We start from the raw sequence: 25412 nt of genomic DNA, 5'->3' as shown, positions 1-25412 counted from the left end.
CCGGCGTCGCCGTCCGTCACGCGACTGACACGGGGACTGCGGCCCAGGCATTGTTGCCGTATCCCCGCGGATTCCACAGCGACGCCACCGATTCCGGCTGCAACGCACCGGTGTCGTCCCAGGCGCGCGCGGCGATGCGCAAGGGCCCCGGTTCGACGTCGACGCTCAGCGACCACGGCCGCCACGACCATTTGCTGGGCGCCGGGTGCAGATCGGCCTGCCGCCACGTGATCCCGTTGTCGATCGACACGTCGACGCGCTCGACGCTGCGGCCGTCGCCGGCGATCCCGTAGCCGCGGATGGTCAGCTCACCCGCCGGTACCTGGTCGCCGTCGGTGGGTTCGAGGATGTCGCAGTTGAGCGCGAGCGACGACAGCGGGATGCCCTCACCCGGCCCGACGGTATCCGCATCGGCTTCCGGCGGCAGGATGCGGTAATCGAGGGCCTGGAAGTAGTTGTCGGACGGGCCGGATTGCACCCGGATGCCCGTGACCCATTTGACGCTGCGCGCGCCGACATACCCGGGCACCACGACGCGAACCGGACCGCCGTGGGCGCGCGGAAGCGGTTCGGAGTTCATTTCAAACGCCAGCAGCACTTCCCCTGACAGCGCCTTGCTCAGCGGGATCGAGCTGCCGTAGGACTGGATCGGCCGGGCCTCCTCGGCGACGTCCGGGGCTTCGAATGCGACGTGCAGGTTCTCACCGTGGTGGTATCGCGCGGCCGCGAGGACATCCGCTAGGCGTACCCCGCCCCACCGCGCGGTCGAGATCGCCCCGTGCGCCCATGGGTCCTTGCCCGGGATCGGTCGCACCCGCAGCATCTCGGCACGCCGATTGCCGGCGCACGCGAGCGTCGCCACCACGCTGTGCCGGTCGAAATCCGTCGTCAGCCGGTCGTACGTCAGGGTGAGCGGCTCGTCCACGCACCCGCCCACCCTCAGTCGCCATTGCAGTGGCGAGATGTCGGGGACCGGGCCGTGGTTGCGCGCGTAGAACGCGTCGATCGGGGTGACGTCGCTGCGCGCCAACACCGCGGCCGGTGGTTCGGCGTTGTACGGCAGACGCCCGCGCACGATCATGTCGTCGCGCTTGCCCCACAGCGCCGCGGACTCCGTCATGGCGACCATTGTCGCCCGGACGGGGCAAGCCTGCGCCGGATTAACTTCGCCGCGATCTGAACGGCGCAAGCGGGTTACGGTAACAGCCATGGACGCGATTCACGGACACTGCGACGAGCGGTTCGAGAAAGTCCTGGTCGCTCTGGCCGACAACATCGTCTCCGGTGAAGAGGTCGGCGCCTGCATCGCCGTCGACATCGACGGCGAATCCGTCGTCGACATCTGGGGCGGCTTCACCGATGCGGCACGGACAACCGCCTGGGCCAAGGACACGATCGTCAACGTGTGGTCCTCCACGAAGACCGTCACCAGCCTGGCCGCACTGATGCTCATCGACCGCGGCCTGATCGAACCGGCCGCGCCGGTCTGCGCGTACTGGCCGGAGTTCGCCGCAAATGGCAAGCAGGACATCGAGATTCGTCACATCCTGTCGCACACGTCGGGGGTATCCGGCTGGGACCTACCGTTCACCACCGAGGACATGTACGACTGGGACAAGTCGACCGCGGCCCTCGCCCGGCAGGCGCCCTGGTGGGAACCGGGCACGGCCTCGGGATACCACGCGCACAATCAAGGCCATCTCATCGGCGAGGTAATCCGGCGGGTCACCGGGAGCACGCTCAAGGAGTTCGTCCGCGACGAGATCGCCCGCCCGCTTGGCGCCGACTTCCAGATCGGGGCCGCGCCCGCCGATTACGACCGCATCGCCGAGGTCATCGCGCCGCCCCCCCTCGAGCTGCCACTCGACCTATTGCCCGAAGAGAGCCCGATGCGCAAGACGTTCAGCGGCCCACCGCCCAACGCCGACGCCGCGAACACACCGGCCTGGCGCGACGCCGACATGGGCGCCCTCAACGGCCACGGGAATGCGCGTTCGCTGGCCGCGATCCTGTCGGCGATCTCGTTGGGAGGCACGGCCCGTGGCGCGCGACTGCTGCGGCCGGAGACCATCGAGATGATTTTCGACGAGCAGGCCAACGGGACCGACCTCGTCATACCGGCGACGCTGCGCTGGGGCCTCGGATATGGACTGGCCGGGACCGAGGCCCTCCCCTATGTTCCGGACGAGAAGATCTGCTTCTGGGGTGGATGGGGCGGCTCGATGGTGTTGATGTGTCCCGATCGGCGGGCCACCGTCGCGTACGTCATGAACAAGATGGGACCCGGAATCCTCGGTTCGGAGCGCACGGCGACTTACGCCAAGCTGATCTTCGACGCGCTCGCTTCAGCCTGAATCACGGCGCCGGCGTGAGACGAAACAGCCTGAACTGGCGCGGCTCGGCGTGATCTTGCGCGATCTGGTAGTTGGGCCAGTGCGCCACGACCGTGGCCCAGGCCCTATCGCGTTCGATCCCGCTGAGCAGCCGCACCTTCGCGACGAACCGATGGCCGCGCCGGCGCACGATGACACGTTCTGTCGCTTTGAGATTCGCCGACCACGACGGGTGGCACTCCCGGCCCCAGTTGGAGCCGACCAGGACCATGCCGTCCCCGTCGGGGACGTACTGGACCGTCGCCGTCCGGGCGAGGCCCGTTTTGCGGCCTGAGGTCGTGATCTGCACGTTGGGCAGCCCGGCGAGGTCCAGGACCCCGACCCGGCCACCGCTGGCGAAGCGCAGCAGCGATTCGAGCGTCTCGGCGATGGCCCGTCCCGGCAACAACAGCCGCCGGTACGCCGCTGGATTTCGCGCCACCCGCTGCAGCGGATTCACGCGCTTCACCTTATTACCCGGCGGTCCGGTCTGCTTATCCTATTGACCGATGGCAAACTCTCTCGCCGCCCGCGGCTCGGTCATCGACATTCCTGATGAGCCGGACTGGGCCCGCATGCGCGCGGAGACCGGCACGCGGCTGCGGTCGGCGATGGCCGACCACGGGATCGACGCACTGATCCTCCTGATGAACGGCTACGTCACGTATGCGACCGGTGTCAGCTGGCCGCTTTTGGATGCGGGCCTGTCGCACGTAGAGCGCCCGGTGGCGGTCGTGCTGGCCGATGACGAACATCCGCACCTGTTTATGCCGTTCCGCAGCGGTGGGTACGCGGAAGCACCGGTGCCCGAGGACCATCTGCACGGCCCCGCCTACCTCGAATTCGACCAGGGCGTCGAGCATTTCGCTGCCGAGTTGGCCGAACTGGTCCCCGCGGGAGCGAGCATCGCCGTCGACGAACTGACCGGCGCCATGCGCCGCGCGTCACGAAAACTCTTCCCTGCGGGCGCGCCGACGGATGCGGCGATCGTGGTCGGTGCGGCGCAGTTGGTCAAGACGCGCGATGAGCTTTCCTGTCTGCGCAGGGCGTCCCGCATCACCGAAGAAGCGATCGTGGATGTGCAGCGGGCGTTGGCGCCGGGAGTGCGGCAGATCGAGCTGTCCGCCACACTGGTACGGCGCGCTTTCGAGCTGGGCGCCACCACCAACATGCTGGAGGCGATCTGGCAGGTGATGCCGAGTTCGCGGGAAGCCGGAGTATGGACGACCCACGGCGATCTCGCGCTGCCGCTGCTGCCCACCGATCGCGAACTGGCCGCCGGCGATGTGCTGTGGACCGACATCAGCATCACCTATGCCGGGTATTGCTCGGACTTCGGCCGCACCTGGATCGTCGGCGAGCAACCCACAGCGAAGCAACAAGATCAATTCCGTCAGTGGCGACACATTTTGGACGCCGTGCTCGCGGTGACCAAAGCGGGTGCGACGTCGGGCGATCTCGCGCGGGCGGCGATCGCCGCCAACGGTGGCCGCAAGCCGTGGCTGCCGCACTTCTACCTGGCCCACGGCATCGGTACCTACCCCGCCGAATCCCCAATGATCGGAACGGATCTCGGCGCAGAATTTGACGACAACTTCGTCTTTCCGCCCGGCATGGTACTGGTTTTGGAACCGGTGGTGTGGGAGGACGGGACCGGCGGCTACCGCAGTGAAGAGATCGTGGTGATCAACGAAGACGGCTTCACCCCGATCACCGACTACCCCTACTCCCCTTATGGCGACTGAAGTTTCGGCCGACGCGCCGGCCTTGCGGGCCGGACGCCGGGAGCGGGCGCTGGCCCAGATGGACGCCCACAACCTCGACATCTTGGTCCTCGGCCGGCAGGCCAATATTCGTTACGTTACTGGAGCCCCGCAGCTGTGGATTGCCGGGACGCGACCGTTCGGTCCGATGTGTGTGGTGGTGCGCGCGACCGGAGACATCTACCTCAACAGCACCGACGACGAAGGAGTTCCCGAGGAGATCGGCCACGACCACCTGTACGGGCTGGCGTGGAATCCGATGACGCTGATCGACGTCCTGAAGAAGATCGACGGTGCCGAAGCGGCGCGCCGAGTCGGAACCGATGCGCTCACACCGACTTTCGCGGCCTTGTTGCCCGACGCGTTTCCGCGTGCCGAGCTCGTCGACGCCGAGCTTGCGATGCGCGCGGCGCGCCGCGTCAAGACGGCCGATGAAATCGCCGCGATCGGCGAGGCGCTCCGCGTCGCCGAGACCGGACTCGCCGCTGCTGTCGGCGAATTACGGCCGGGGGTGTCCGAGCGGACGTTGACCGGGGCGTTGCTGGGGGCCATGGCCGCGGGTGGGGTGAGCACGCCGGCCACCCAGGACGGCGCCTGGGTGACCTCGCGGGAACACCCGTGGCGACGCGCTGCAGCGCATACCGAGGTGCGGTCCGGCGACCTTGTCGCATTCGCTGCCGGCGCCCTGGCGGGTGGTTATGTCGCCGAGGTGGGCGGGACCCGCCCCGCCGGCGGCATCGACGACGGACCGGTGCGCGACCTATTCGACCGGTCAAAGGCGTTGTACGACAATATGATTGCGGCGTGTGGTCCCGGTGCGTCGACCCATGAGCTGCTCGCCGCCTATGCAGCGGCCGGTGAGCCGGTACCCCCGATGCCCGTCGGGCATGGTCTGGGATTAGGTTTCGACCCGCCGGTGGTATCCGAGACGCTTTGGGCCGCGGGCGAACACGATCAACTCGCGGCCGGGATGGTGCTGGCGATCACCGGCTACGTGTGGCAGGAGGGGGTCGGGGCGGTCTTCCGCAGAGACACCGTCGCCATCACCGCCGACGGCGCCGATGTGTTGACCACGGCCGTGCCGTGGCTCGACGGGAGCTAGAGGCCGGTCTCCTCGCTGGCTGAAATTTCTTGTGTCACTTTGGTTCCAATGGTCACAAGTCAACGTTTTCTGTCGGTGGGCCGGCCTAGTTTGGCGGTATGAGTCCGGACGGGGTTGTCGATCGAGAGGCGCTGACGGCGGCCTTCGATACCTTGGATGCCGCGTTTGACGATACGGCCGGATTCGACTTCGAGGCGTTGACGTCCCCTGAGCAATTGGGCTTGTTGGAGCGCTATGAGCGGCTGCGTCGCCGGCTACCGGCGGCTGAGCATCGGCTGATCAATTCCCTGGGCCGCCAGGCCACCCCGGAAGAGTTGGGCGGCAAGCTCTCCCATGCGATCGCCGAACGGACGCTGATCAGCCGCGCCGAAGCTACCCGGCGCATCAACGAGGCCGCAGATCTGGGGCCCCGGCAAGCCCTGACCGGCGAGCGGTTGCCGCCGGTGTTGGCGTCGACAGCCGCCGCGCAGCGCGAGGGCAAGCTTGGCGTCGGGCAGGTGGCGGTGATTCGCCGCTTTTTCCACCAGCTGCCCGGCTGGATCGACCACGCCACCCGCGAGCAAGTCGAGGCCAAGCTGGCCGAACAGGGCACCCAGTTTCGCCCCGAACAACTCGCCGCACTGGCCGACACCCTGGCCGACTGCCTCAACCCCGACGGCACCTACACCGACGACGACCGCGCCCGGCGCCGCGGCCTGACCCTGGGCAACCAACAAGCCGACGGCATGTCGCAACTGCGCGCCTGGCTCACCCCCGAGCTGCGAGCCACCCTCGAAGCCGTGCTGGCCAAGCTGGCCGCCCCCGGCATGTGCAACCCCGACGACGACACCCCCACTGTTGACGGGCCACCCCCGCAAGAGGCCATCGACAACGACACCCGCAGCGCCGCCCAGCGCAACCATGACGGGCTCAATGCCGCCCTGCGCGCCCTGTTGGCGTCGGGAAAACTGGGCCAGCACAACGGACTACCGGCCTCCATCATCGTCACCACCACCCTGGCCGAACTGGAAGCCGCCGCCGGACGCGCGCTGACCGGCGGGGGCACCATCCTGCCGATGAGCGATGTGATCCGCCTGGCCCGCCACGCCCGCCACTACCTGGCCATCTTCGACAAGGGCAAAACCCTGGCGCTCTATCACACCAAACGCCTGGCCTCCCCCGCACAACGAATCGTGTTATACGCCAAGGATCGTGGCTGCACCGCGCCCGGCTGCACCGTGCCCGGCTACTACAGCGAGGTCCACCACGTGGTCGGCTACGCCACCTGTGGCTGCACCGATGTCGACAACCTCACCTTCGGCTGCGGGCCGCACCACCGGTTGCTGCAACCCGACGGCTGGACTACGCGAAGACGCGCCAACGGGGACACCGAATGGATCCCACCCCCACACCTCGACCGGGGCCAACCACGAACCAACAACTACTGGCACCCCGAAAAACTCCTGCACAATGGGGACGTTGACGACGACGCCGACGATGACCACGACGCCAATGACCACGACGCGGCATAGCTTGAGATTGTCTGTCACGTCGGGGCGCGCTCCGTCCGCCTAACTGGCCGGCGCGCGCTTTTCGGTCGCGCGGTTGATCATCGAGAAGATGCCGTTGGGCGCGATCCGCGACATCGCGTACAGAAATTTCGCCCGTCCGATCCGCAGCTCGGTCCTGTCGCGCGCCAGCGCCTTGACGACGGCGGTGCCAACGACTTCCGGGCCAATTTTGGGCCCGCCGTAGCCACTGGTCATTTCGGTGTCGACAAGTGGCGGGAAGACCTCGAACACATGGATCGGGTCGCGGCGCGTCTGCCGTCGCAGCGACCGCGTGAAGGCGTGCAAGCCCGCCTTGGCGGTGGAATAGCCGGGGTTGAAGGCCCGCGGCGCGTAAACCAGCCCGGTGCTGACGTTCACGATGGCGGCCTCGGGCCGCTGCCGTAGTACGGGAAGGAGCGCGATACACAGATGCACGGGCGCGGTCAGATCGAGTGCGACGTCGTGTTCCAGCAGGGACGTGGCGTTCGGGTCGTGAAGATCGATTAGGGCCATGCTGCCGGCGTTGTTGACCAGAATGTCGAGGGGTCGGCCGTTGCCGAGCTGCTCGACGAGCCGCTTTCGATCGTCCGGGTTGGCCAGGTCGGCCGTCGCGGTCAGGATGCGCGAATCGTCGCCACGCGCCGCGGCGAGCCGTGCCTCGTTGCGTCCGACAATCAGCACATCCGAACCGGCGGCGCGCAGCGCCCGGGTGATCGCCAGGCCGATGCCCGCTCCGCCGCCGGTGACCACGGCGAACTTTCCGTCGAGATCCATCGCGCTTCCCTCCTCACCAGGTTTGTTCGGCCGCGCGCACCAGCATGTGGTTGACCGCCACCCGGCGGTCGCGAGTCACCGTGTACAGCACCGCATCCGCGATGTCCTCCGGCCGCAATTTGACCATGTCGGCGGTTTGCTTTTCGAACGCCGCACGCGAGGGCGCGGCCAGGTGGGTGAAGATCTCGGTGTCGACGGTTCCCGGACTCACCACGCCCACGCGGACCCGCTTGCCGAGCAACTCCTGTCGGATGCCTTCGCTGAATGCGTTCACCCCGAACTTGGTCAACGAATAGACCGCGGTGCCGGGTCGGGCGACCCAGCCGCCCGTCGAGCCGATGGTGACCAGATCGGCCACCCCGCGCGGCGAGTCGGCGGCGGCGTCGATCAGGTGCGGCAACGCGGCGCGGGTGGCGTAGAGGACGCCTTGCACGTTGACGGCGACCATGTCGTCCCAGTCTCGCAATGGCGCCTCGGCCGCGGGCCCGGATTGCATCAGCCCGGCGTTGTTGACCAGGATGTCGAGGCGTCCCAATTCCGCGACGGTGCGCTGCACCGCGGAGGCGACCTGCTCGGCGTCGGTGACGTCGGCAGGCACGACAAGCGCTGCGCCACCGGCGGATTCGATCTGGGTTTTCAGCTCGGCCAGCCGGTCGGCCCGGCGGGCGAGGAGGGCCACCGCGGCACCCTGTGCCGCCAACGCTTTCGCCGTTGCCGCGCCGATACCGCTGCTGGCGCCAGTCACCAGCGCCGCGGTGCCCGCGAGTGCAGCCGTCATGCTTCGAGTATCTCGTGCAGCACGTAGTCGTTGTCCTCGCCCAGGTCCGGCGCGCCGCGCGCGATCCGCGCCGGGGCGCGCGCCAGCCGCCACGAGGGGCCCAGGACCGGGCGCTGGCCTTCGCGATGGTCGCTGACGAAGCGATACAGCCCGCGGTCCCACAAACGCTGATCGCCGATCACGTCGACGGCAGTGGCACTCTTGGTCGCCGCCACTCCAGCCGCGCGCAGGCGGTGGGCCAGCCGTTCGGCGTCGTGGTGCCGGGTGAGCACTGCGAGAGCGGCGTCGAGCGCGTCGGCGTGACCATGCCGGTCTGCCGCCGTGCGGTAGCGCGGATCAGCGGCCAGCCCCGCGGCATCGAGCACCTCGCACAGCCGCCGCCATTCGTCGTCGTCGGCCACCGCGACGGCGATCCACGAACCATTGGAGCAGGGATAGCAGCCGTGCGGGCACATGTCGGGGTGATTGTTGCCGTCGGGCCCGAGGCTCTTTCCGGTGAGGCTTTGTTCGAGGAGGCGATCCCCGATCATCGACGACAGGGTTTCCACGGCGGACACGTCGACGAATTGTCCGGCGCCGGTGAGATCGCGATGCAGCAACGCCACGACTGCGGCGTACGCGGCGGCCGCGCCGACGGTGGAATCCCCGTAGCGCATGCTTGTTCCGAGCGGCGGTCCGCCGGGGTAGCCGACCAGCGACGCGAGGCCGGCCAGCGCGGCGAAGCACGGCGCGTAGCCCGTTTGGTGGCCCAGCGGTCCGTCGTTGCCCCACATCTTGATCGACACCGAGATGATGTCCGGCTTGATCGCCGTGAGCTGCTCATGGCCCAGGCCCTGCCGCTCCATCGCGCCCGGGCGCAGGTTGTTGATGACGATGTCGCTGCGGGCGATCAGCTCGTGCAGCCGGGCCATGTCGTCCGGGGACTTGATGTCGAGGTCCACGCTGAGGATTTCGGGGTTGATGCTCAGAAAGTAGGGGGCGTGGTTGATGTCTGTGCCGCCGTAGGCCCGCATCTCCTCCGGGTGGGCGGCCGTTTCGACCTTGATCACTTCGGCGCCCAACAGGGCCAGCAGTTTGCCGGCGTACGGGCCGGCCCACACCTTGGTCAGCTCGACGACGCGCACGCCCTGCAGCGGACCGCCGCGCGGATTCCTGGGCGGCTTGAGTTGTGCCGGCTTGGGTTGTGCCGGCTTGAGTTGTGCCGGCTTGAGTTGTGCCGCCGCCGCCGGCGCCCGCGGCGAATCGAGGCGCTCCAAGACCGCGGCGGTGTGTTCGCCGAGAGTGGGTGCGGCGGTGGTGATTTCGGCGGGCGAGGCGCTGAGCGTGTACGGCACCGTGGGATATCCCGCCCGGCCCAGGACCGGATGCGTGACGTCCTGGAAGAAACCACGATGGCGGTACTGCGGCGCCCGGTGCAGATCCGCGGCGCCATTGACGGGGACCAACGGCACGCCGAGCCGCTGGGCCTGGTCGGCCGCGGTCTCCTTGGCAAGGCCCCGGGCCCATTCCGCGAAACCGCGCCGGAACGCGGCGACCTTTTCCGGAGTAACCGAGAATTCCAGCCAGTCGTCGTCGAACGCGTCGAGCCATTCGGGCTGACCCATCAGCGCCTTGATGCCCTGCCAGTGGGCGCGACTGGTCATGTACAGGTAGACGAAGCCGTCGGCGCACGGGAAGAACGCCGCCGGTCCCTGCTGGTCGTAATCCTCGCGGGTGCCCGCGGCCGCGACCTCGCCGGTGATGAATCGGCCCAGGATCGAGTCGGCCCGCGAGACCAGCACGGCATGCTCGGAAATGTCGATGGACTCACCCCGGCCGGTGTGCAGGCGCCCGAACAGCGATGCCGCGATGCACAACGCCGCCTCCAGTCCCGCTTCGTAGTCGGCGAGGAACCGGCCCGGTCCTTGCAGCGGAGGCCGACAGGTATCCGGATGGCTGGGCGTGTGGTATCCCCAGCCGCTGGCATGAAAGACATTGATGCTCTTGGCGTTGTCGAATTCGGCGGGCGCGCCTTGGCCGAAGGGCGTGATCGAGCAGAACACCACGCCCGGATGTCGTTCGGACCAGTCGGCCGCGCGTTCCTCGATGACCGCGTCGGCGGTGGCGATGAGCTTGTGTAAGCGCACGGTGTCGCCGACGTCAAGCTCGATGGATTGCTTATTGGTGTTGAGGTAGGCGAACAACGCACTGCCGTCAGGACCGTCGGCGACGACGGGCGCCATCGCCCGGGTGCGGCTGCCGCGTCCCGGCGTTTCGACCTTGATGATCTCGGCGCCGAAATCGGCCAGCAGCTTCCCGCAATACTCCCCCGCGACCGACTCCGCCAGTTCGATGACCCTGACACCGGTCAGCGCCGACATGCCCACCCTCGCAACGAGATCAGGGCTTCTTGCGCCCGGAGCGGCTCAGCCGCCATTCGGGCGGGAAGTTCATATCGTTGTCCTTCACCACATTGTTGAGCCCCTTGCCGAAGGTTCCCTCGGTGAGGTCGACCTCGTTGTCCCGGTCGTTCGCGATCAGCGGGAGCATGCCCTCGACCATGCCGGTGAGCAGGCTCCCGAAGTACTCGCCCTTGTGCTGCTTGTAGAGCTCCAGGAAGGTCTTCTGCACCGCGACGGTGTCCGTCGGACGGGAGCGCGAGCATGCCATCGCGTACTTCAGCGTCTCGTCTTCGAGTTTCTCGCGCGGGACCACGCTGTTGACGAAGCCGCACTCGTACATCTCCTTTGCGCTGAAAGGCCGCCCGGTGAACAGCATTTCGGAGAACTTCCGCAGACCCATCGTCTCGGCCCACCACCACAGCCGCGGACCCCACCCGACGTAGCGGAACGCCGGGTGGCCGAACAGGGCGTCGTCGGAGGAGATCACCAAATCGGCGTCGCCGGCCTGATAGAAATGCCATCCGTAGCAATAGCCCTTGGCCTCGATGATGCTGATCTTGCGCAGTTCCTGCAGCGGCCGGTTTCCCGCGGGGGCCTTGGCATAGAAATCGGTGACGGTGGACAGATAGCGGTACGAGCCGCCCGGCGGGTACTTGACGTCGTCGTCGTTGATCGCGAGCTCGTGCAGCAGCGGCATGCCGGGGTTCTCCAGCATGGGGCGCTGCTCGGGCAAATCGCCACCGCTACCGAAATCCTCACCCTCGCCGCGGATCACGACGACTTTGACGTCGTCGTCCACGTTGCACTTGTGGATCAGATCGGCATAGTTCTGCCGCATCCCCAGGGTGGTGGAGTTCTGCGCGTCGGGACGATCGAAGGTGATGTAGGCGATCCTGTTCTTCTTGTCCTTCTCGAATTTGATGTACTGCTCAGCTTCCTTCTTCAGCTTCACGTAGTCGTACTCAGGCATGGGTTCTCTCCACTTCTGTTATCGGTCATGTAGGCAGCAACGACGGCAGGGACTCCCAACCCCGCACCGTCGATGTCGGGCTGAGCTTGGCGTTGCTCATATCGATCTCCCACTCGGGGAAGCGCTTCAGGATTTCTTCGAGCGCGACGCGGCCTTCCAGACGCGCCAGCGCCGAACCGAGACAGAAGTGGGTGCCCACACTGAAGGTGAGGTGCGGCCGGGCCTCGCGATGGATGTCGAATTCACCTGCGTCCGGTCCGAACTGGCGCTCGTCGCGGCACGCCGCGCCGAGGAGCATCATCATCACGCTGCCCTCGGGCACCGTGCGGTCATACAGCGCGACGTCACGGGTCACATACCGTGCCATGTGCGGCGCCGGCGGCTCGAAGCGCAACAGCTCCTCGATGGCCTGCGGGATCAGCGCGGGGTTTTCGACGAGTTCGCGGCGCTGATCGGGATGTTCGGCGAGAACCTTCCCCGCCCAACCGATCAAGCGCGTCGTCGTTTCGTTTCCCGCCCCCGCGACCACGTTGAGGTACACGAGGATTTCCTCACGCGTCAGCCGCCGCGTGGTGCCGGTTTCGTCGACGAACTCGACGTTGAGCAGCTCGGTCATGATGTCGTCGGACGGATGCTCGGCGCGCCAGTCGATGTAAGCCTCGAACTGTTCGCCGACGGACAGGCCCTGCTCAGCGGCCTTCATGGGCTTGCCGGCTTCCGTGCGCAGCTGCGCGTTGCCCCGGTCGCGGATGTACTCCTGATCGTCCTCGGGGATGCCGAGCAGCATGCTGATGACCTTCATCGGCATGATCGCGCCGAGATCGGTGACGAAGTCGAACCGCCCCGAACCCACCAGCGGATCCAGCAACTGCGCGCAGAAATCCCGGATCAAAGGCTCCAGCGCGTTGATCTTGCGCGGGGTGAACATGCGCGACAGCAGCTTGCGGTGCACGTCGTGGATCGGGGGGTCTTCGAAAATGAGCATGCCCGAGGGGATTTCGAGGTTGGCCTTGATCAGCTCGAGGATCACGCCGCGGGCGGAGCTGTAGGTGCCGTGGTCGATGAGCGCCTTGTTGACATCGGCGTAGCGGCTCAACGCGTAGAAGTCGTATTCGGCGTTGTAATACAGCGGCGCCTCGTCGCGCAGGCGGGCAAACATCGGATACGGGTCAGCGATCAGATCGACGTCGTATGGGTCGAAACGAACCTGGCTGTCGGTGCTCGCCGTCACGAAATGCCTCCTACCATTAGCGTTTCCGTTGGCGCGGGCCGGCCGAACCGGTCAAGCGCCCCTTGTCCGGACTCTTCAGCACGCCCGTAGCGATCGCCGCCAAGATCCGGTCGAGTCGTTCCGGGCTGTCAATGATCCTGTCGCCGTGGGCGAATCGCAGTAGCAGCCCGTTGATGAACGTCAGCGTGATATTGCTCAAATCGTCGACGACCGCCGACTCCAATTCGGCGCCGTGCGGCATGAGCTGTACCAGAATTTCCCGGTGCAACTTGGTGAACCCATCGGTGGCCTGTTGCAGGATGGCGGCCATCGCCGGATCGCGCACGGCCTGCAATGTCAGCTCGTAGCGTGCCTTCGTTCGGGACAACTGCGGCTCGGCGCCGGCTTGGATCACCACCTGTGACAATCGCGACGGCGAGGGGTTGTCGCCCCGGCCATCGGCGGCGTCGGCGACGGACTGCAGGCTTGCGAGGTCCAGCTCGGCCAGTCGTTCCGCGACGGCACGCAGCAGCGCCGAACGGGTCCGGAAGTAGAAGGAAGTGGTGCCGTCGGGCACACGGGCCTTGCGGTCCACCTTCAAATGGCTCAGTCCCTTGGCCCCGTCGTCGGCCAGTAGTTGGATCGCCACATCGCAAAGCTCGCGGCGGCGCTCCACGGGATTGGGCTTTCGTCGTCTCGCCGCGGCCGGCGTGTATCTGGCCATGAGACGGCCGACATTACTCTATGTTCGTAGTGTCGGTAAAGAACCTGCCGCTACGATCGGCTTGATCCCGTGTGCGAAAGGAGTGCGGTGGGTCCGGCAAAGAAAGCCGCGAAGAAAGCGGCAAAGAAATCATTGACGACCGTCGTGCTGCTCGGCGCGGTGACGTGTGGGTGCCACGCGAATCAGCACCCGGCGTCGCCGACCGCCTCGACCACCAAGGCGCCGCCCGCAACGACCCAATCGGTGGCGGCACCCGTCAACATTCAGCCCTTGCCGGTTCGGAAGGTAGAGAAGTCGCAACCGGCCTCGCCCGACAAGTGCCCCGCCACGAATCCGAACGCCCCCGCCGCGCCCGACAAGGCTCTCACTGCCTGTGACCTCGCCCGGACGACTCTCTATACGTTGGGCCCCGAGGCGATGCGGCTCGGGCTGACTCAGGTGGACCCGCCCAAGTCGCTGACCGCTGGCTTCTACGAGGTGCTGCTGACGCTGGACCGACCGTCGGCGGCCGCCTGGGCGTCGTTCACCGCGGCGAATCTGCACGACCACGTTGCCTTCATCCGTGACGATCTCGTCCTCGAAGCCCCGTTGATCGAGTACCAGGTCGCCTCCGGGCAGATCGCGCTGACCACGCAGACCGTTCAGGCCGCGGATCAGTTGACGCAACTTGCGGGCCGCCCCGCGTGACCGAGCTCGCCGTCGGCTTCCTCAGCGTGTTCGCGCTTCCGCCGGTGGAGTTCGTCGGTGTCGCGGCGGACCTTGGCTGCCGGCACATCTCGACCGTCGTTCAGGGACAGCCGCTGGTGCCTCTCGGCTTTCGGCCATTCTCGCTGAAGGACCCCGCCGAGAGAAAGGCGCTGCGCGCGGCGATGAACGACAGGGGTGTGACGATCACGCTCGGCGACGGGTTTCTCGTGCTGCCCGGGGCCGATATGCGCGATTTCCGCTCGGATCTCGATGTCCTGGCCGAGCTCGGCGTTCCCCGGATCAACGTGGTCAGCCTCGATCCCGATCTCAGCCGCACGTTCGACCAATTCGCGGCGTTGACCGAACTCGGTGCGCAACGCGACATCGAAACCAACGTCGAACCGGTACCCGGGCTGACCGTCGGCGACCTGCCCACCGCGGTCGCCGCCCTGGAACACGTCGGGCGACATGATTTCCGGCTGTTGATCGACACCATGCATCTGGTGCGCTCGGGGTCCGGCGCCGCGGACCTTTCGGCCTTGGAACCCGAACACATCGGCTACGCCCAACTCAACGACACCACGCTGGCGCCGCGCCTGGACAACTACATGGAGGAAGCCATGTACGAGCGCATGGTTCCCGGTGAAGGCGAATTACCGCTGCGCGACATCCTGGCCGCACTGCCACCGGACGTCGTGATCGAACTCGAAGTACCCCAACGCTCGCTGGCGCTGGCGGGCGTCGGTCCTATCGACCGCCTGCGCCCGTGCGTGGCTGCGGCCCGCGTTTTGTTGGCCGAAATATCAACTGGGTGAACGGGTTACGATCGGGTCGGCTCGCGCAGCGGGAGGCCGGCGGCGCTATAGATGGCATCGATCACGCTCATGTTCTCGATCGCGTCCTCAGGTGTCGTCTTGATCGGCTCACCGCGCAGCACCGCCGCGGTGAAAGCGTCGAGCTGATACGCGTACGACGCGCGGCGCGGGAATCGCTCGGTGCGTTTGCCGGCCGGCGAACGAATGGAGAGCCGATGAAAATAAGCGGGCATCACCGGGTTGAGCACCCGTAGCTCGCCCCGGTCGCCAACGACCTTGGCGCTGATCTGCAGCAGGCGCGTCGACCACATCGAGCAGCGAATCTGGCCGGTGTGCCCATCGGCGAACCGCAACTCGGCGGTCATGGCCCGGTCGACGCGGGGATCGCGCAATTTCGCTTGTGCGGAAACGACTTCCGGGGTCGAACCGCCGAACGTACGCACCATGTGCACCGCGTAGCAGCCGGCGTCCATTGTCGCGCCGCCGGCGAGCGAATAGTTGTAGCGGATGTCGGAGAACTTCGGCAGCGGGAAACACAGCGCGGCCTCCACCCGCTGGAGCTTGCCCAGCTCCCCCGACGCGATGATCTGCTCGACCCGCAATGTCAGCGGGTGGTAGCGGTAGTGAAACGCCTCCATCGCCACCCGATCCGACTTCGCGGCCAGTTCGGCGATCTCGCGGGCCTCGGCGGCGTTGGCGGTGAACGGTTTTTCGCACAGCACGTGTTTGCCGGCCGCGAGCGCGGCGCGGGTCCACTTGCCGTGCAAGCCATTCGGCAGCGGGTTGTAGACGGCATCGATGCCCGGGTCGGCGATCAGCTTGTCGTAGTCGTCGTGCACCCGCGCGATGTGGTGCTTGGCGGCGAAGGCTTGGGCACGCGCCACGTCGCGCGCCGCGACGGCGGCCACGTCGACCTCGGCGTTGTCCTTGGCGGGGTTGGTGAGCGCCAACGGCGCGATGCGGGCCGCGCCGAGAATGCCGATCCGTAAGAGTTCAGACACGAACCGACGCTAGCAGCTGACGCGGCTCATTCCGCTGCGCCCGTCGAGTGTGCGTCCAGGGCTTCGAGTGTGCGTCCACGGCGCCCCACGCGCACACGCAAAATCCCTCAGTGCACACCCGGTCAGGCGGATCCGCGCCGCGCGAATGCGGGCGCGTGCTCGGGTCGAACCCCGACGCCGACGAAATATGCGGGCACCACCGACAGCCACGGCAGCCGCTGCACCAGGCCCAGCAGGGCGTCCGGTGGGGTGGGGTCCGCGCCGCGCAGCAGCGGGCCAAGCAGCCCCCTCTGCAACACCCGTTGCACCGCCTGGGTCACCACGGTGGGAACGACCCGGCGCCGCCGGACGGCGGCCAGGTCGCGATCCGTGACGCGGTGCCGCCGCAGCGGTTCGGCCAGGATCGTCGCCGCCGCGACGGCGTCTTGGACGGCCAGATTGATGCCGACCCCGCCCAGCGGAGACATCGCGTGCGCGGCGTCGCCGATGCACAGCAGCCCGTCGGTGTGCCAGCGGCGCAACCGATTCACGTGGACGTCGAGGTGCTTGATGTCGTCCATGGAGGTGAGCGCCGCTACCGACACGCCCGCATCGGGCAGTAGCGCGTCGACGTCGCGCCGGAAGGCCTCGATGCCGCGTGCGCGCAACTGCGCGTCGGCCCCCTTGGGCCCGAGGTAGGCGATCTGGTCGTAGCCTTTGCGCGGGATCACGACGAGGGCCTTGCCGGGGGCCAAGCGAGGCAAGAAGGTGAATTGCTCATCGCCGTCCCGCGGCAACCTGAACCACCACACGTCGAAGTTCACCGGGAATTCTTTGGTCTTGAGTCCGGCGTCACGCCGCGCGATCGACCACCGGCCGTCGCACGCCACCGTCAGCTCGGCCCGCAATTCACCCGGGCCCTCGGGCCCTTCGTAGCGCACGCCGGCGACCTTGCCGCCTTCCCACAGCAACCCGGTGACTTCGGTCTTCATCCGCAACGTGAAGGTCGGCTCGGCCTCGGCGGCCTCGGCCAGCAGGTTGAGGAGGTCCCACTGCGGCACCATGGCGATGAAGGGATGGGGTTGGCGCAGCCGCTCGAAGTCGACGTACGTCACCGAGCGGCCATTCGACTCGAACTTCGCCTTGCGGACCTCGCTGTAGTCCAGCTCCGAGAAGCGCTCCCACAAGCCCAGCTCGTCGAGCAGCCGCAGCGTGGTGGGATGCACGGTGTCGCCGCGGAAGTCGCGCAGGAAGTCGCCGTGCTTTTCCAGCAGGGTGACGTCCACACCCGCCCGAGCCAATAACAGCCCGAGGATCATCCCGGCCGGGCCGCCGCCGATAATCGCGCACGTAATTTCGTCGACCATCAGCGCTCAGCGTACGTGGTGATTTCAGCCGAGCAATTGGGTGTCGATTTCGAAAACCGAGACGGGATCGAGAATCACGCCGCTCTCCTTGACGTAGCGATCCCACAGCTCGAGCAGTTCGGCCAGCTTCTCGGGCCGGGCGGCGGCCAGGTCGTCGATTTCACCGGGATCGGCCGCGAGGTCGTAGAGCTGCCAGGTTCCCGGGCCGTACGGCGGTGGCAGCCACAGCGCCTTCCAGTCGCCCTGGCGAATGGCGCGGCGGCCGAACAACTCCCAACCGGTGCCGGTCTCGCCCTCGTGCACCGCATCGGTGTCACCCGAGAGATACGGCACCAGCGACCGGCCGCGCATGGGTGCTATTTCGCGGCCGCGGTAGCTGGTGCCCGGATGCGTGGCGCCGGCGAGTTCCAGGACGGTCGGGGCGATGTCCATCACCGTCGCGAATGCGGTGCCGATCTCGCGCTGCCGCTCGAAGCCGGGCCAGGTGACGAACCCGACCACCCGGATTCCGCCTTCGGTGGTGAACGCCTTGTGCAGCCGCGACGGCGCCGTGGCGGCCTGGGCCCAGCGCGGCCCGTACCAGACGTACGAGGTGGGCCGCCCGAGGTTGTCGAGGCTGTTGTCGTAGTACTTCTCGATCTGCGCGGCGATACGGGCGCCATGCAGCGGCATCGCCTCGACGATCGCGCCCTCGGCGCCGTTGTCGGACAAGAAGATCACGACCGTGTCGTCGAGTTCGCCGGTGCCGGCCAGGTAGTCGATCACCCGCCCGATATTCCAGTCCATCCGGTCGACCATCCCGGCGTAGACCTCCATGCTGCGGGCCGAGAGCGCGCGCTGCTCCGCGGTCATGTCGGCCCACTCCGGGGCGCCGTCGGCGACGACGGGGTGCGGGGTGACGTCGGGTGGGCACAGGCCGAGTCGCGTGAGCGCTGCCAAGCGAGCCTCGCGCAGCGCGTCCGGACCCGCGTCGTAGCGCCCGCGGTAGGTGGCGATGGATTCGTCGGGTGCTTGCAGGGGCCAGTGGGGCGCTTGGAAGGGCAGGTAGGCGAAGAACGGTCGGTCCCGATCGTCGGGGCGTTCCGCACGTTCGCGGAAGTAGCGCAGCAGGGTGTCGGTGTAGAAGTCCGATGAGTAGAAGTTCTCGTCGACCGTGACGAACTGGTCATCCTCGGTGTAAAGCCTTGGCACCGGCGCGAACCCCTCGGCCGCGGCACCGCCGTAATGGCTGGCGCCGGCCGGCAACAGCGCGAACGACCGCTCGAATCCGCGAGCCCACGGCGAGGTCTCGATCGTGTCGCCCAGGTGCCATTTGCCCGACATGAGCGTCAGGTATCCGGCGTCACGCAGCAGCTCCGGCAACGCGACGACGCGATCGTTCAGATAGCCCTCGTAGCCGGGCGCGCCCTGGAATTCGGGGATCGCGACCTCGAGCATCGTTCCGATGCCGGCGATGTGGTGATCGGTTCCGGTCAACAACATCGCGCGGGTTGGCGAGCAGGCCGGCGCCGAATGAAAATCGGTGAGCCGGATTCCGGCGTAGGCGAGCCGGTCCAGATTCGGCGTGTTGATCTCACCGCCGAAGGCACCGATATCGGAAAACCCCAAATCGTCTGCCACGATGACCAAGAAGTTGGGCCGCGTCACGGTCAAGCATCCTGTCAGGTCTGGCGGCCGAAGGGAACTTCTGCCACCCCGCCGTCGCAGATATGGTCATTGGATGCTGCAGCAGTTTGGGATGTCCATTCCGTTGGTCGCCGCCCCAATGTCGGGTGGCCCGACGACCCCGGCGATGGTGTCGGCGGCGACCCGCGCGGGTGGTCTGGGTTTCCTCGCGGCCGGCTACAAGCGGGTGGAGGCTGTCGAAGCCGAGATCAAGAGCGTTCGCACCGAGGGAATCCCGTTCGGTATCAACCTGTTTGCCCCCAATCCGCTACCGGTTGACCCCGACAGCTATCGGGTGTACGCCGCAACCATCCAGAGGGAGGCCGACCAGTTCGGCGTGACCGTGCCGTCCGAGCCGATCGAGGACGTCGACGCCTTCGACGAGAAGATCACGCTGTTGCTCGACGATCCGGTGCCGATGGTGTCGTTCACGTTCGGGATACCACCGCGCGGCGTGATCGCCGCGCTGCAACAGGCGAATAGCGTTGTCGTTCAAACGGTTACAACCGTCGAGGAGGCGACCCAAGCCCACGAGGCGGGCGTCGACATGCTTGCCGTGCAGGCGGCGGCCGCGGGCGGGCATTCGGCCACGCTTTCGCCGCGGACACCGTTGACGCCGGTCCCGATCGCCGACCTCGTCAAACAGATCACCGCGGCCGTGCCGTTGCCCGTGATCGCCACCGGTGGGCTCGCCACTCCGGCCGCGGTGGCCGACGTCATTCGCGCGGGCGCCGCGGCGGCAGCGGTCGGAACGGTCCTGCTTCGTGCCGCCGAAAGCGGCGCCTCGGCCACCCACCAGGCGGCCCTCACCGACCCCGCATACACCGAGACGGTGATCACTCGCGCCTTCACCGGCCGGCCGGCCCGCGGCCTGCGCAACGCGTTCATCGACGCGCACGAGGCGGAGGCGCCCCTGGGCTATCCGGCGATTCACTACCTCACCACCGCAATGCGCAAAGCCGCCGCGGCCGCAGGCAAACCCGACTACGTCCATCTGTGGGCGGGCACCGGGTACCGCCACGCGACCGCGGAGCCGACGGCCGACATTCTGCGACGATTGGCTTCCGAGCTCTGATCGGCGCCCCGCGCGCGGTCGCTAGTCTCCCCCGCCGCCGTGCCCCTTGCCGTGGCCTTTGCCGGGGCCGTGCCATGGCGGGGCCGGAGGCGGTGCCGTCGGCGTCGGCGGCGGCGCGGGATTGCTGACGGGAACGGGCACGGGCGTGCTGGTGGTCACGGGTTTGGTGGGCGCGTGCGAGGACGACGCATCGAGCGCGAACGCCAGCGGGATCAGGATCAGGACGGCCAAGACCGCCAGGGCACCCAGCACCTTCCTGCGGGTGACCGTCATCGGCGGGACTAGCGCAGGGAAAAACGTGTTCGTGACCAACCCGGGTGGCGGACCGTCCAGCACCTTGGTGGCTGGACGCCGCGGCGGGGCGACCCGCACGCCCGCCGCGGGCGCGATCGGACCGCCGTGCAGGGCGGCCCGCATCTCCTCGGCGCTGTCAAACCGCTGTCGCGGGTCACGGGCCATCGCGCGTTCGATCACCGCTATCAGGCCGGGATGGACGTCGGGCCGCAGCCCGGCAAGTGGGGGCGGCCGACCATGCAAGATGGCGCTGGCCAGCGCGGCCACGTTCTCTTGCGGGAACGGGCGATGCCCGGCGAGCGCTTCATAGCCGACGACACCGACCGCATAGAGGTCGTCGGCCACGCACGCGGGCGCACCGGCGAGACGCTCGGGGCTCAGATACGCGATGGTCCCGACGATGTGGCCGGTCAGCGTGTTGGTGGCCTCCGGGGTCTTGGCGATCCCGAAGTCCGCGACCTTCATGATCTCGCCGCCCGCTGCGAGCAGGATGTTTCCGGGTTTGATATCGCGGTGCAGGATCGCGGCGTTGTGCGCCGCCGTCAGCGCGGCGAGGACGTTGTCGAGCATGGCATGGGTCCGCGCCGGCGAGAGCGGACCGGCGGCAATCTCGTCGGCCAGGCTCTCTCCGGGCAACCGTTCCATCACGATGAACGGTGTGCCGTCGTGCTCGCCGATGTCGTGCACGGCGACGATGTTCGGGTGGTTGAGCGCCGCGGCCGCGCGCGCCTCGGCGTCGAACCGGTTCCGGATGCCTTTCTGGGCACTCAGCGCCGGGTGCAGGAGTTTGATGGCGACCGGCCGGTGCAATCGGGTGTCCCAGCCGTCGCGAACCTCGGCCATGCCACCAAGGCCCAGCCTGCTGTGCATCTCGTACCGGCCAGCGAGCAACACGAGAGTATTCATCTGCCCCGCCCACTCTGTGCGACTTCAGTGACGACGCGCGACCGGCCGCAAAATCGCCGAAGGGGGGTTACCCCGGCATCGGCGGCCCAAAACGCGAGCGAAGAGGCCACACCAGCGCGGCCGTCAGAATGCGTCGGGATTCTGCTGTACCTCGACCGGCACCGGGTGCTGGTACAGGCGCGACGCGTTCTCCCAGGTGAACTTGCGGATCGCATCGGCCGGTAGGTCACCGATTTCTTCGTGGATCGTTTGTTGAGTGTGCGGCCACGTCGAGTCGCAATGTGGATAGTCGGCTTCCAACATGATGTTGTCCACACCGATCCGGTCGCGTTGCACGAACGAGGACTTGTCCTCCACCGCGCAGAACCAGAAGTTGCGGGTGAAAACCTCTGCGGGCGACAGACTCTCGCCGAGCGCCTGCCAGGTGCCGTACATTGCGTGATAGCTGAGCATGTGATCGAGGCGGTCGAGTAAACCTGCCACCCAGCCGATTCCGCCCTCGGACAAGCAGATTTTGAGTTCCGGGAACCTGCTGGGCAGGCCGGAGTACAACCAGTCGACCGCCGCCGAGATCGCGTAGGCGAAGAACAGCACGCCCTGCACGTCCGGCGGCGCGTCGTCGGTGGTGGACGGCGACGAGCCCGACGAACCGATGTGGAGATTGACGACGGTGCCGGTCTCGGCGCATGCCGCGATCATTGGATCCCAATGACCCGAGTGGATGCTCGGCAATCCGAGCATCGCGGGGTTCTCGCTGAACGTCACCGCGTGAAATCCACGCTCGGCGTTCTCGCGAATCATCTGTGCGCCCAGCTCCGGGTCCAGCAGCCACGGCAGCTGGCAGGGAATGATCCGTTCGGGATAGGACCCCGCCCACACCTCGAGGTGCCAATCGTTCCAGGCGCGCACGGCGGCCAGCGCGAGGTCGCGATCCGTGGTCACCTGTTGCAGCCGCTGCCCGGCGAACCCCGGCAGGAACGACGGAAAGTTGAGCGATGCGTAGATGCCGTTGAGGTCCATGTCTTTGACGCGCTCATGGATATCCCATGCGCCCCTGCGCATCTCGTCGAATCTGACGGGCTCGAATCCGTATTCGGCCACCGGCCGCCCCACCACGGCGTTGAACCCGACATTGGGCAATTCGCGGCCGTCGTAGACCCACGTCTGCCCGCCTTCCGCGGTGTCCACCACTTTGGGCGCACGATCGGCGAACTTGCGGGGCAGGCGTCCGGCGAACGTATCCGGCGGTTCGACGATGTGATCGTCCACCGAGATCACCGTGTAGCGCCGGGGTGCGCGGGGCGGGTCCGGAAGAAACGTGACGGAGCGATCCTCACCGGTCCTGGCGGTGGTGAAGTTCAGATTGGCGGCCAACTCGTCGATCGATTTCATGGTCTGCGATCGCCTTTCACGTCGAGTGTGCGGTGATGGCTTCGAGTGTGCGGTGAGGGCGATGCCGCCCGGCGTGTCGCCGCCCTGGGTGCACACTGAACGCGGACGTTCACCTGAGCACATCGGGATCGGCCTTGATGGCCATGCGGACCGCCCCCGCCCAGTACACGTCGGCGGCCCGTTCGATCAGCGACCGTTGCATGCCCGCCATGTCCGGCCAGGTCATCTTCACCGGCGCGGCGCCGGTGAGCATGACGTCGTAGGCCAGCTTGCAGACCCGTTCGATCGATGCCGCGCGATAGACCGCTTGGGCCAGGTTGCTTCCGGTCGCGATGACGCCGTGGTTGGCCAGAATCGTCAGGTTGGCGCCGCCGATGCGGGCAGCGAGATCGGCCGCACGGGCGGGGGTGTCGATTTCGCCGTCGTACGTGTCGACCAGACACAGGTCATCCAGAAAGAGCGAACCGGTCTGGTGCACCAATTCGGGCAGCCTGCCGAGCGCGGCCAGCACGCAGACATAGTAGGGGTGGTTGTGGATGACGACCCGGGCGTCTTCGCGGACCCGGTGCAGTTCGGTGTGGATGTGGATCGCGGGCGTCACGTCCCAACGGCCCCGCACTACCCGCGCGTCGCCGTCGACCACGCAGATATCCGAGGCGGTGAGTTCGGCCCACCACAGTCCCCACGGGTTGACGAACATGTCGGTGTGCCCATCGGGCTGCCAGGTGATGTGTCCGGCCATGTTCTCGGCGAAGCCAATGCCGGCCAGGTGGCGAAACGCCACCGCGAGCGCCTGCTCGTCGGACAGTTCCGGGATCGGGGGCACCACGGAGGGCGCCCACACCTCCAGACCACCTCGCCGTGCCTCAGGAGCGTTCATGATCGGCCTCCATCCTTACTCGGATATCGCGGCGGAGCTCGCCTTTGGCGATCTTTCCTCCGGACGATCGGGGAAGTTCGTCGACGACGATGAGTCGTTCCGGCAGCAGTTCCTTGGAAACCCCCAGTGCCAGCAGGTGGTTGACGAGTTCGGGCAAGTCGATGGCCTGCGAATCTGCGAGTTCGGCGTAGAGGCAGACTTTTTCGCCGAACACCGCATCGGGCATGGCCACCGCGGCCGCGAGCGCGATCGCGGGGTGCGTCATCACCGCGTCCTCGACCTGTGCGGCGCTGATGTTCTTGCCGCCTCGCACGATGAAGTCGGATGTTCGGCCCGTGACACTCAGGTAACCGTCCGCGTCGATTTCGCAGATGTCGCCCATGCGCATCCAACCGTCGCTGGTGAACAGCTGGTCGTGGTCGATGCCGTCGAGGTAGCCCAGGCTCGTCGCCGGGCCGCGGCATGCGGGCTGCCCACGCCCCGTTCCGGTGACGTCGCGGTCGCCGTCGAAGAGCCGGACCGCCATCTCGGGCACGATCCTGCCCCCGGTGCGGAGCCGGCGCTGCGGCGAGTCGTCCAGCGTGGTTCCGCTGAGCAGTCCGGTCTCGTTCGAGCCGTAGAACTGCAGAATCTTTGCGCCCGTGAGTCGCTCGAAGTCGACGGCAGGCCGATACGGTAACGCCTCGCCGCCGGCGAAGACGACCCGCAAGGTGCTGAGGTCGTACTCCCGGCAGGCGGGGTCGGCCATTAGCATCGTCAATTGCGTACTGACACAGCACAATACGGTGACGCGGTGCTGGGCTATCGCCTCACATGCGGTCTTCGGTGCGAAGCGTTCCAGGATTACCGCGGTGGCACCGAGGTGGATCGGCGTGGTGTGGCTGGTCCATATTCCGAAGCCAAAGGGCGTGGGTATGACCGGCAAGAAGATGTCGTCTTGCGTCAGCAGCCCGTTCGCGACGGCCTTCTGGTGAAAGTAGAACCACCGATTCTGCGTGTGCACGACGCACTTGGGCAGCCCGGTGGTCCCGGACGTGGAGTTGATCAGGAAGACATCGTCGGCACCGAGCCCGGAATCGGTGCCCGGTGAGCTGGGCTCCACATCGATGTCCAGGCGCAGGCCGCCCGCGTCGTGACTCAAGGTCATCGACTCGATGGTCATACCCGCTGCGAGCTCGCGCCGCGGGTGGTCGCTGATCAGGACCTTTGGCCGCGCAGCGCGCAGTATCGCGGCGACCTCGCGGGTGCCGGCGCGCGCGCCGACGCCGACGACCACCGCGCCGCAGCGTTCGATTGCCACGAACAGCGCGTGAATCGCCGCGGAGTCGCCGTGCCAGACCGCGACTCGATCCCCCCGCGCGATGCCGGTCGCGGTCAGTTGTTCGGCCAGATTGGTTGCCGCATCGTCGAATTCACGCCACGTCAACGAGGTGCCGGCGTGGTCGACATAGGCGGGACGGTCCGGCGACCGTATTGCGTTGCGGCGTACCGCATCCGACAGCGTGGTGTCGGACCACCAGCCGGCCGCGCGGAAGCGGACCGGGTCCTCGTCGCTGAAAGCCGGCGAGCCCACGGTGTCCAGCCCGCCGGCGCTCATTCCCAAATGATAGGAAAAGCGCGCGTCGTTTTGGCAGCCACGTACTGGTGGGGAAGCGACTACGGAGTCTGAGCGCCAGAAGGAGTGTGTTGGTGGTCGTGCTGAGTGCCGGGACGCGGGTGCGGGGTGGGACAAGTTTGGAACCGAAGAC

At 67.2% G+C, this 25412-nt stretch carries 22 protein-coding genes; 7 read left to right on the top strand and 15 right to left on the bottom strand.

Features of this window, described 5'->3' with window-relative positions; translation table 11 throughout:
• Positions 1-16 precede the first annotated feature (16 nt).
• Positions 17-1120 (bottom strand): sulfite oxidase, encoded by a 1104-nt coding sequence (locus A5747_RS07905; protein WP_076123107.1) that lies wholly within the window; start codon positions 1118-1120, stop codon positions 17-19.
• A gap of 88 nt (positions 1121-1208) precedes the next feature.
• Here A5747_RS07905 and A5747_RS07900 point away from each other — a divergent pair, with 88 nt between their 5' ends.
• Positions 1209-2354 (top strand): serine hydrolase, encoded by a 1146-nt coding sequence (locus tag A5747_RS07900; protein ID WP_076123091.1) that lies wholly within the window; start codon positions 1209-1211, stop codon positions 2352-2354.
• Between the two features lies 1 nt (position 2355).
• Here the strand turns inward: A5747_RS07900 and A5747_RS07895 are convergent, their stop codons facing one another.
• Positions 2356-2832, bottom strand: a complete 477-nt coding sequence (locus A5747_RS07895) for a nitroreductase family deazaflavin-dependent oxidoreductase (RefSeq protein WP_076123106.1) — start codon at positions 2830-2832, stop codon at positions 2356-2358.
• Positions 2833-2881: 49 nt separating this feature from the next.
• Here A5747_RS07895 and A5747_RS07890 point away from each other — a divergent pair, with 49 nt between their 5' ends.
• The 3 genes from A5747_RS07890 (at position 2882) to A5747_RS07880 (ending at position 6748) form a co-directional block, all read left to right on the top strand.
• Positions 2882-4117, top strand: coding sequence for a Xaa-Pro peptidase family protein (locus tag A5747_RS07890; protein WP_076123090.1), 1236 nt, complete (start codon positions 2882-2884; stop codon positions 4115-4117).
• The gene (locus A5747_RS07885; protein WP_076123089.1) at positions 4107-5237 is read left to right on the top strand and encodes a Xaa-Pro peptidase family protein; all 1131 of its coding nucleotides are present in this window, start codon (positions 4107-4109) and stop codon (positions 5235-5237) included. The genes A5747_RS07890 and A5747_RS07885 overlap by 11 nt, the downstream gene beginning before the upstream one ends.
• A 98-nt stretch (positions 5238-5335) precedes the next feature.
• Positions 5336-6748 (top strand): HNH endonuclease signature motif containing protein, encoded by a 1413-nt coding sequence (locus A5747_RS07880; RefSeq protein WP_076123088.1) that lies wholly within the window; start codon positions 5336-5338, stop codon positions 6746-6748.
• Positions 6749-6787: 39 nt separating this feature from the next.
• Here A5747_RS07880 and A5747_RS07875 read toward each other — a convergent pair whose 3' ends face one another.
• Genes A5747_RS07875 through A5747_RS07850 form a run of 6 tightly spaced genes read right to left on the bottom strand, consistent with a single transcriptional unit; the run spans position 6788 to position 13603 of the window.
• Entirely contained in the window at positions 6788-7540 is a 753-nt protein-coding gene (locus A5747_RS07875) for an SDR family NAD(P)-dependent oxidoreductase (RefSeq protein WP_076123087.1), read from the bottom strand.
• Positions 7541-7553: 13 nt separating this feature from the next.
• On the bottom strand, positions 7554-8318 hold the full coding sequence (locus A5747_RS07870; protein ID WP_076123086.1) for an SDR family NAD(P)-dependent oxidoreductase: 765 nt from the start codon (positions 8316-8318) through the stop codon (positions 7554-7556).
• Positions 8315-10678: a CaiB/BaiF CoA-transferase family protein gene (locus A5747_RS07865; RefSeq protein WP_076123085.1), complete on the bottom strand. Its 2364-nt coding sequence runs from the start codon at positions 10676-10678 to the stop codon at positions 8315-8317. Before A5747_RS07865 ends, A5747_RS07870 begins: the two co-directional genes overlap by 4 nt.
• A 19-nt stretch (positions 10679-10697) precedes the next feature.
• Positions 10698-11669: an enoyl-CoA hydratase/isomerase family protein gene (locus A5747_RS07860; RefSeq protein ID WP_076117389.1), complete on the bottom strand. Its 972-nt coding sequence runs from the start codon at positions 11667-11669 to the stop codon at positions 10698-10700.
• A 25-nt stretch (positions 11670-11694) separates the two neighbouring features.
• A complete protein-coding gene (locus A5747_RS07855) occupies positions 11695-12900 on the bottom strand; it encodes a cytochrome P450 (protein ID WP_076123084.1) in 1206 nt (401 codons plus the stop codon).
• Between the two features lie 16 nt (positions 12901-12916).
• The gene (locus tag A5747_RS07850; protein ID WP_076123083.1) at positions 12917-13603 is read right to left on the bottom strand and encodes a TetR/AcrR family transcriptional regulator; all 687 of its coding nucleotides are present in this window, start codon (positions 13601-13603) and stop codon (positions 12917-12919) included.
• 87 nt (positions 13604-13690) lie between these two features.
• Between A5747_RS07850 and A5747_RS07845 the strand changes: the two genes are divergently transcribed.
• Both A5747_RS07845 and A5747_RS07840 read left to right on the top strand, forming a co-directional pair.
• The gene (locus tag A5747_RS07845; protein ID WP_369805027.1) at positions 13691-14290 is read left to right on the top strand and encodes a preprotein translocase subunit SecD; all 600 of its coding nucleotides are present in this window, start codon (positions 13691-13693) and stop codon (positions 14288-14290) included.
• The gene (locus A5747_RS07840) at positions 14287-15105 is read left to right on the top strand and encodes a sugar phosphate isomerase/epimerase (RefSeq protein ID WP_076123082.1); all 819 of its coding nucleotides are present in this window, start codon (positions 14287-14289) and stop codon (positions 15103-15105) included. Before A5747_RS07845 ends, A5747_RS07840 begins: the two co-directional genes overlap by 4 nt.
• A gap of 5 nt (positions 15106-15110) precedes the next feature.
• Here A5747_RS07840 and A5747_RS07835 read toward each other — a convergent pair whose 3' ends face one another.
• From A5747_RS07835 to A5747_RS07825, 3 genes are all read right to left on the bottom strand, one after another.
• Positions 15111-16106 carry a Gfo/Idh/MocA family protein gene (locus tag A5747_RS07835; RefSeq protein WP_076123081.1) on the bottom strand — a complete coding sequence of 332 codons (996 nt, stop codon included), beginning with the start codon at positions 16104-16106 and terminating at the stop codon, positions 15111-15113.
• Between the two features lie 122 nt (positions 16107-16228).
• Positions 16229-17452, bottom strand: a complete 1224-nt coding sequence (locus tag A5747_RS07830) for an FAD-dependent oxidoreductase (RefSeq protein WP_076123080.1) — start codon at positions 17450-17452, stop codon at positions 16229-16231.
• A gap of 24 nt (positions 17453-17476) precedes the next feature.
• On the bottom strand, positions 17477-19099 hold the full coding sequence (locus tag A5747_RS07825; protein ID WP_076123079.1) for an arylsulfatase: 1623 nt from the start codon (positions 19097-19099) through the stop codon (positions 17477-17479).
• A gap of 73 nt (positions 19100-19172) precedes the next feature.
• Between A5747_RS07825 and A5747_RS07820 the strand changes: the two genes are divergently transcribed.
• Entirely contained in the window at positions 19173-20192 is a 1020-nt protein-coding gene (locus A5747_RS07820; RefSeq protein ID WP_076123078.1) for a nitronate monooxygenase family protein, read from the top strand.
• 21 nt (positions 20193-20213) lie between these two features.
• Here the strand turns inward: A5747_RS07820 and A5747_RS07815 are convergent, their stop codons facing one another.
• From A5747_RS07815 to A5747_RS07800, 4 genes are all read right to left on the bottom strand, one after another.
• Positions 20214-21392, bottom strand: coding sequence for a serine/threonine-protein kinase (locus tag A5747_RS07815; RefSeq protein WP_076123077.1), 1179 nt, complete (start codon positions 21390-21392; stop codon positions 20214-20216).
• 123 nt (positions 21393-21515) lie between these two features.
• The gene (locus A5747_RS07810) at positions 21516-22784 is read right to left on the bottom strand and encodes an amidohydrolase family protein (RefSeq protein ID WP_076123076.1); all 1269 of its coding nucleotides are present in this window, start codon (positions 22782-22784) and stop codon (positions 21516-21518) included.
• Positions 22785-22893: 109 nt separating this feature from the next.
• A complete protein-coding gene (locus A5747_RS07805; RefSeq protein WP_076123075.1) occupies positions 22894-23664 on the bottom strand; it encodes a class II aldolase/adducin family protein in 771 nt (256 codons plus the stop codon).
• Positions 23651-25261, bottom strand: coding sequence for a class I adenylate-forming enzyme family protein (locus A5747_RS07800; protein ID WP_076123074.1), 1611 nt, complete (start codon positions 25259-25261; stop codon positions 23651-23653). Before A5747_RS07800 ends, A5747_RS07805 begins: the two co-directional genes overlap by 14 nt.
• Positions 25262-25412: the final 151 nt, after the last annotated feature.

Source organism: Mycobacterium sp. IS-836 (assembly GCF_001954275.1).
Taxonomy (GTDB): domain Bacteria; phylum Actinomycetota; class Actinomycetes; order Mycobacteriales; family Mycobacteriaceae; genus Mycobacterium.
This window is presented reverse-complemented; position numbering and strand designations above follow the sequence as displayed.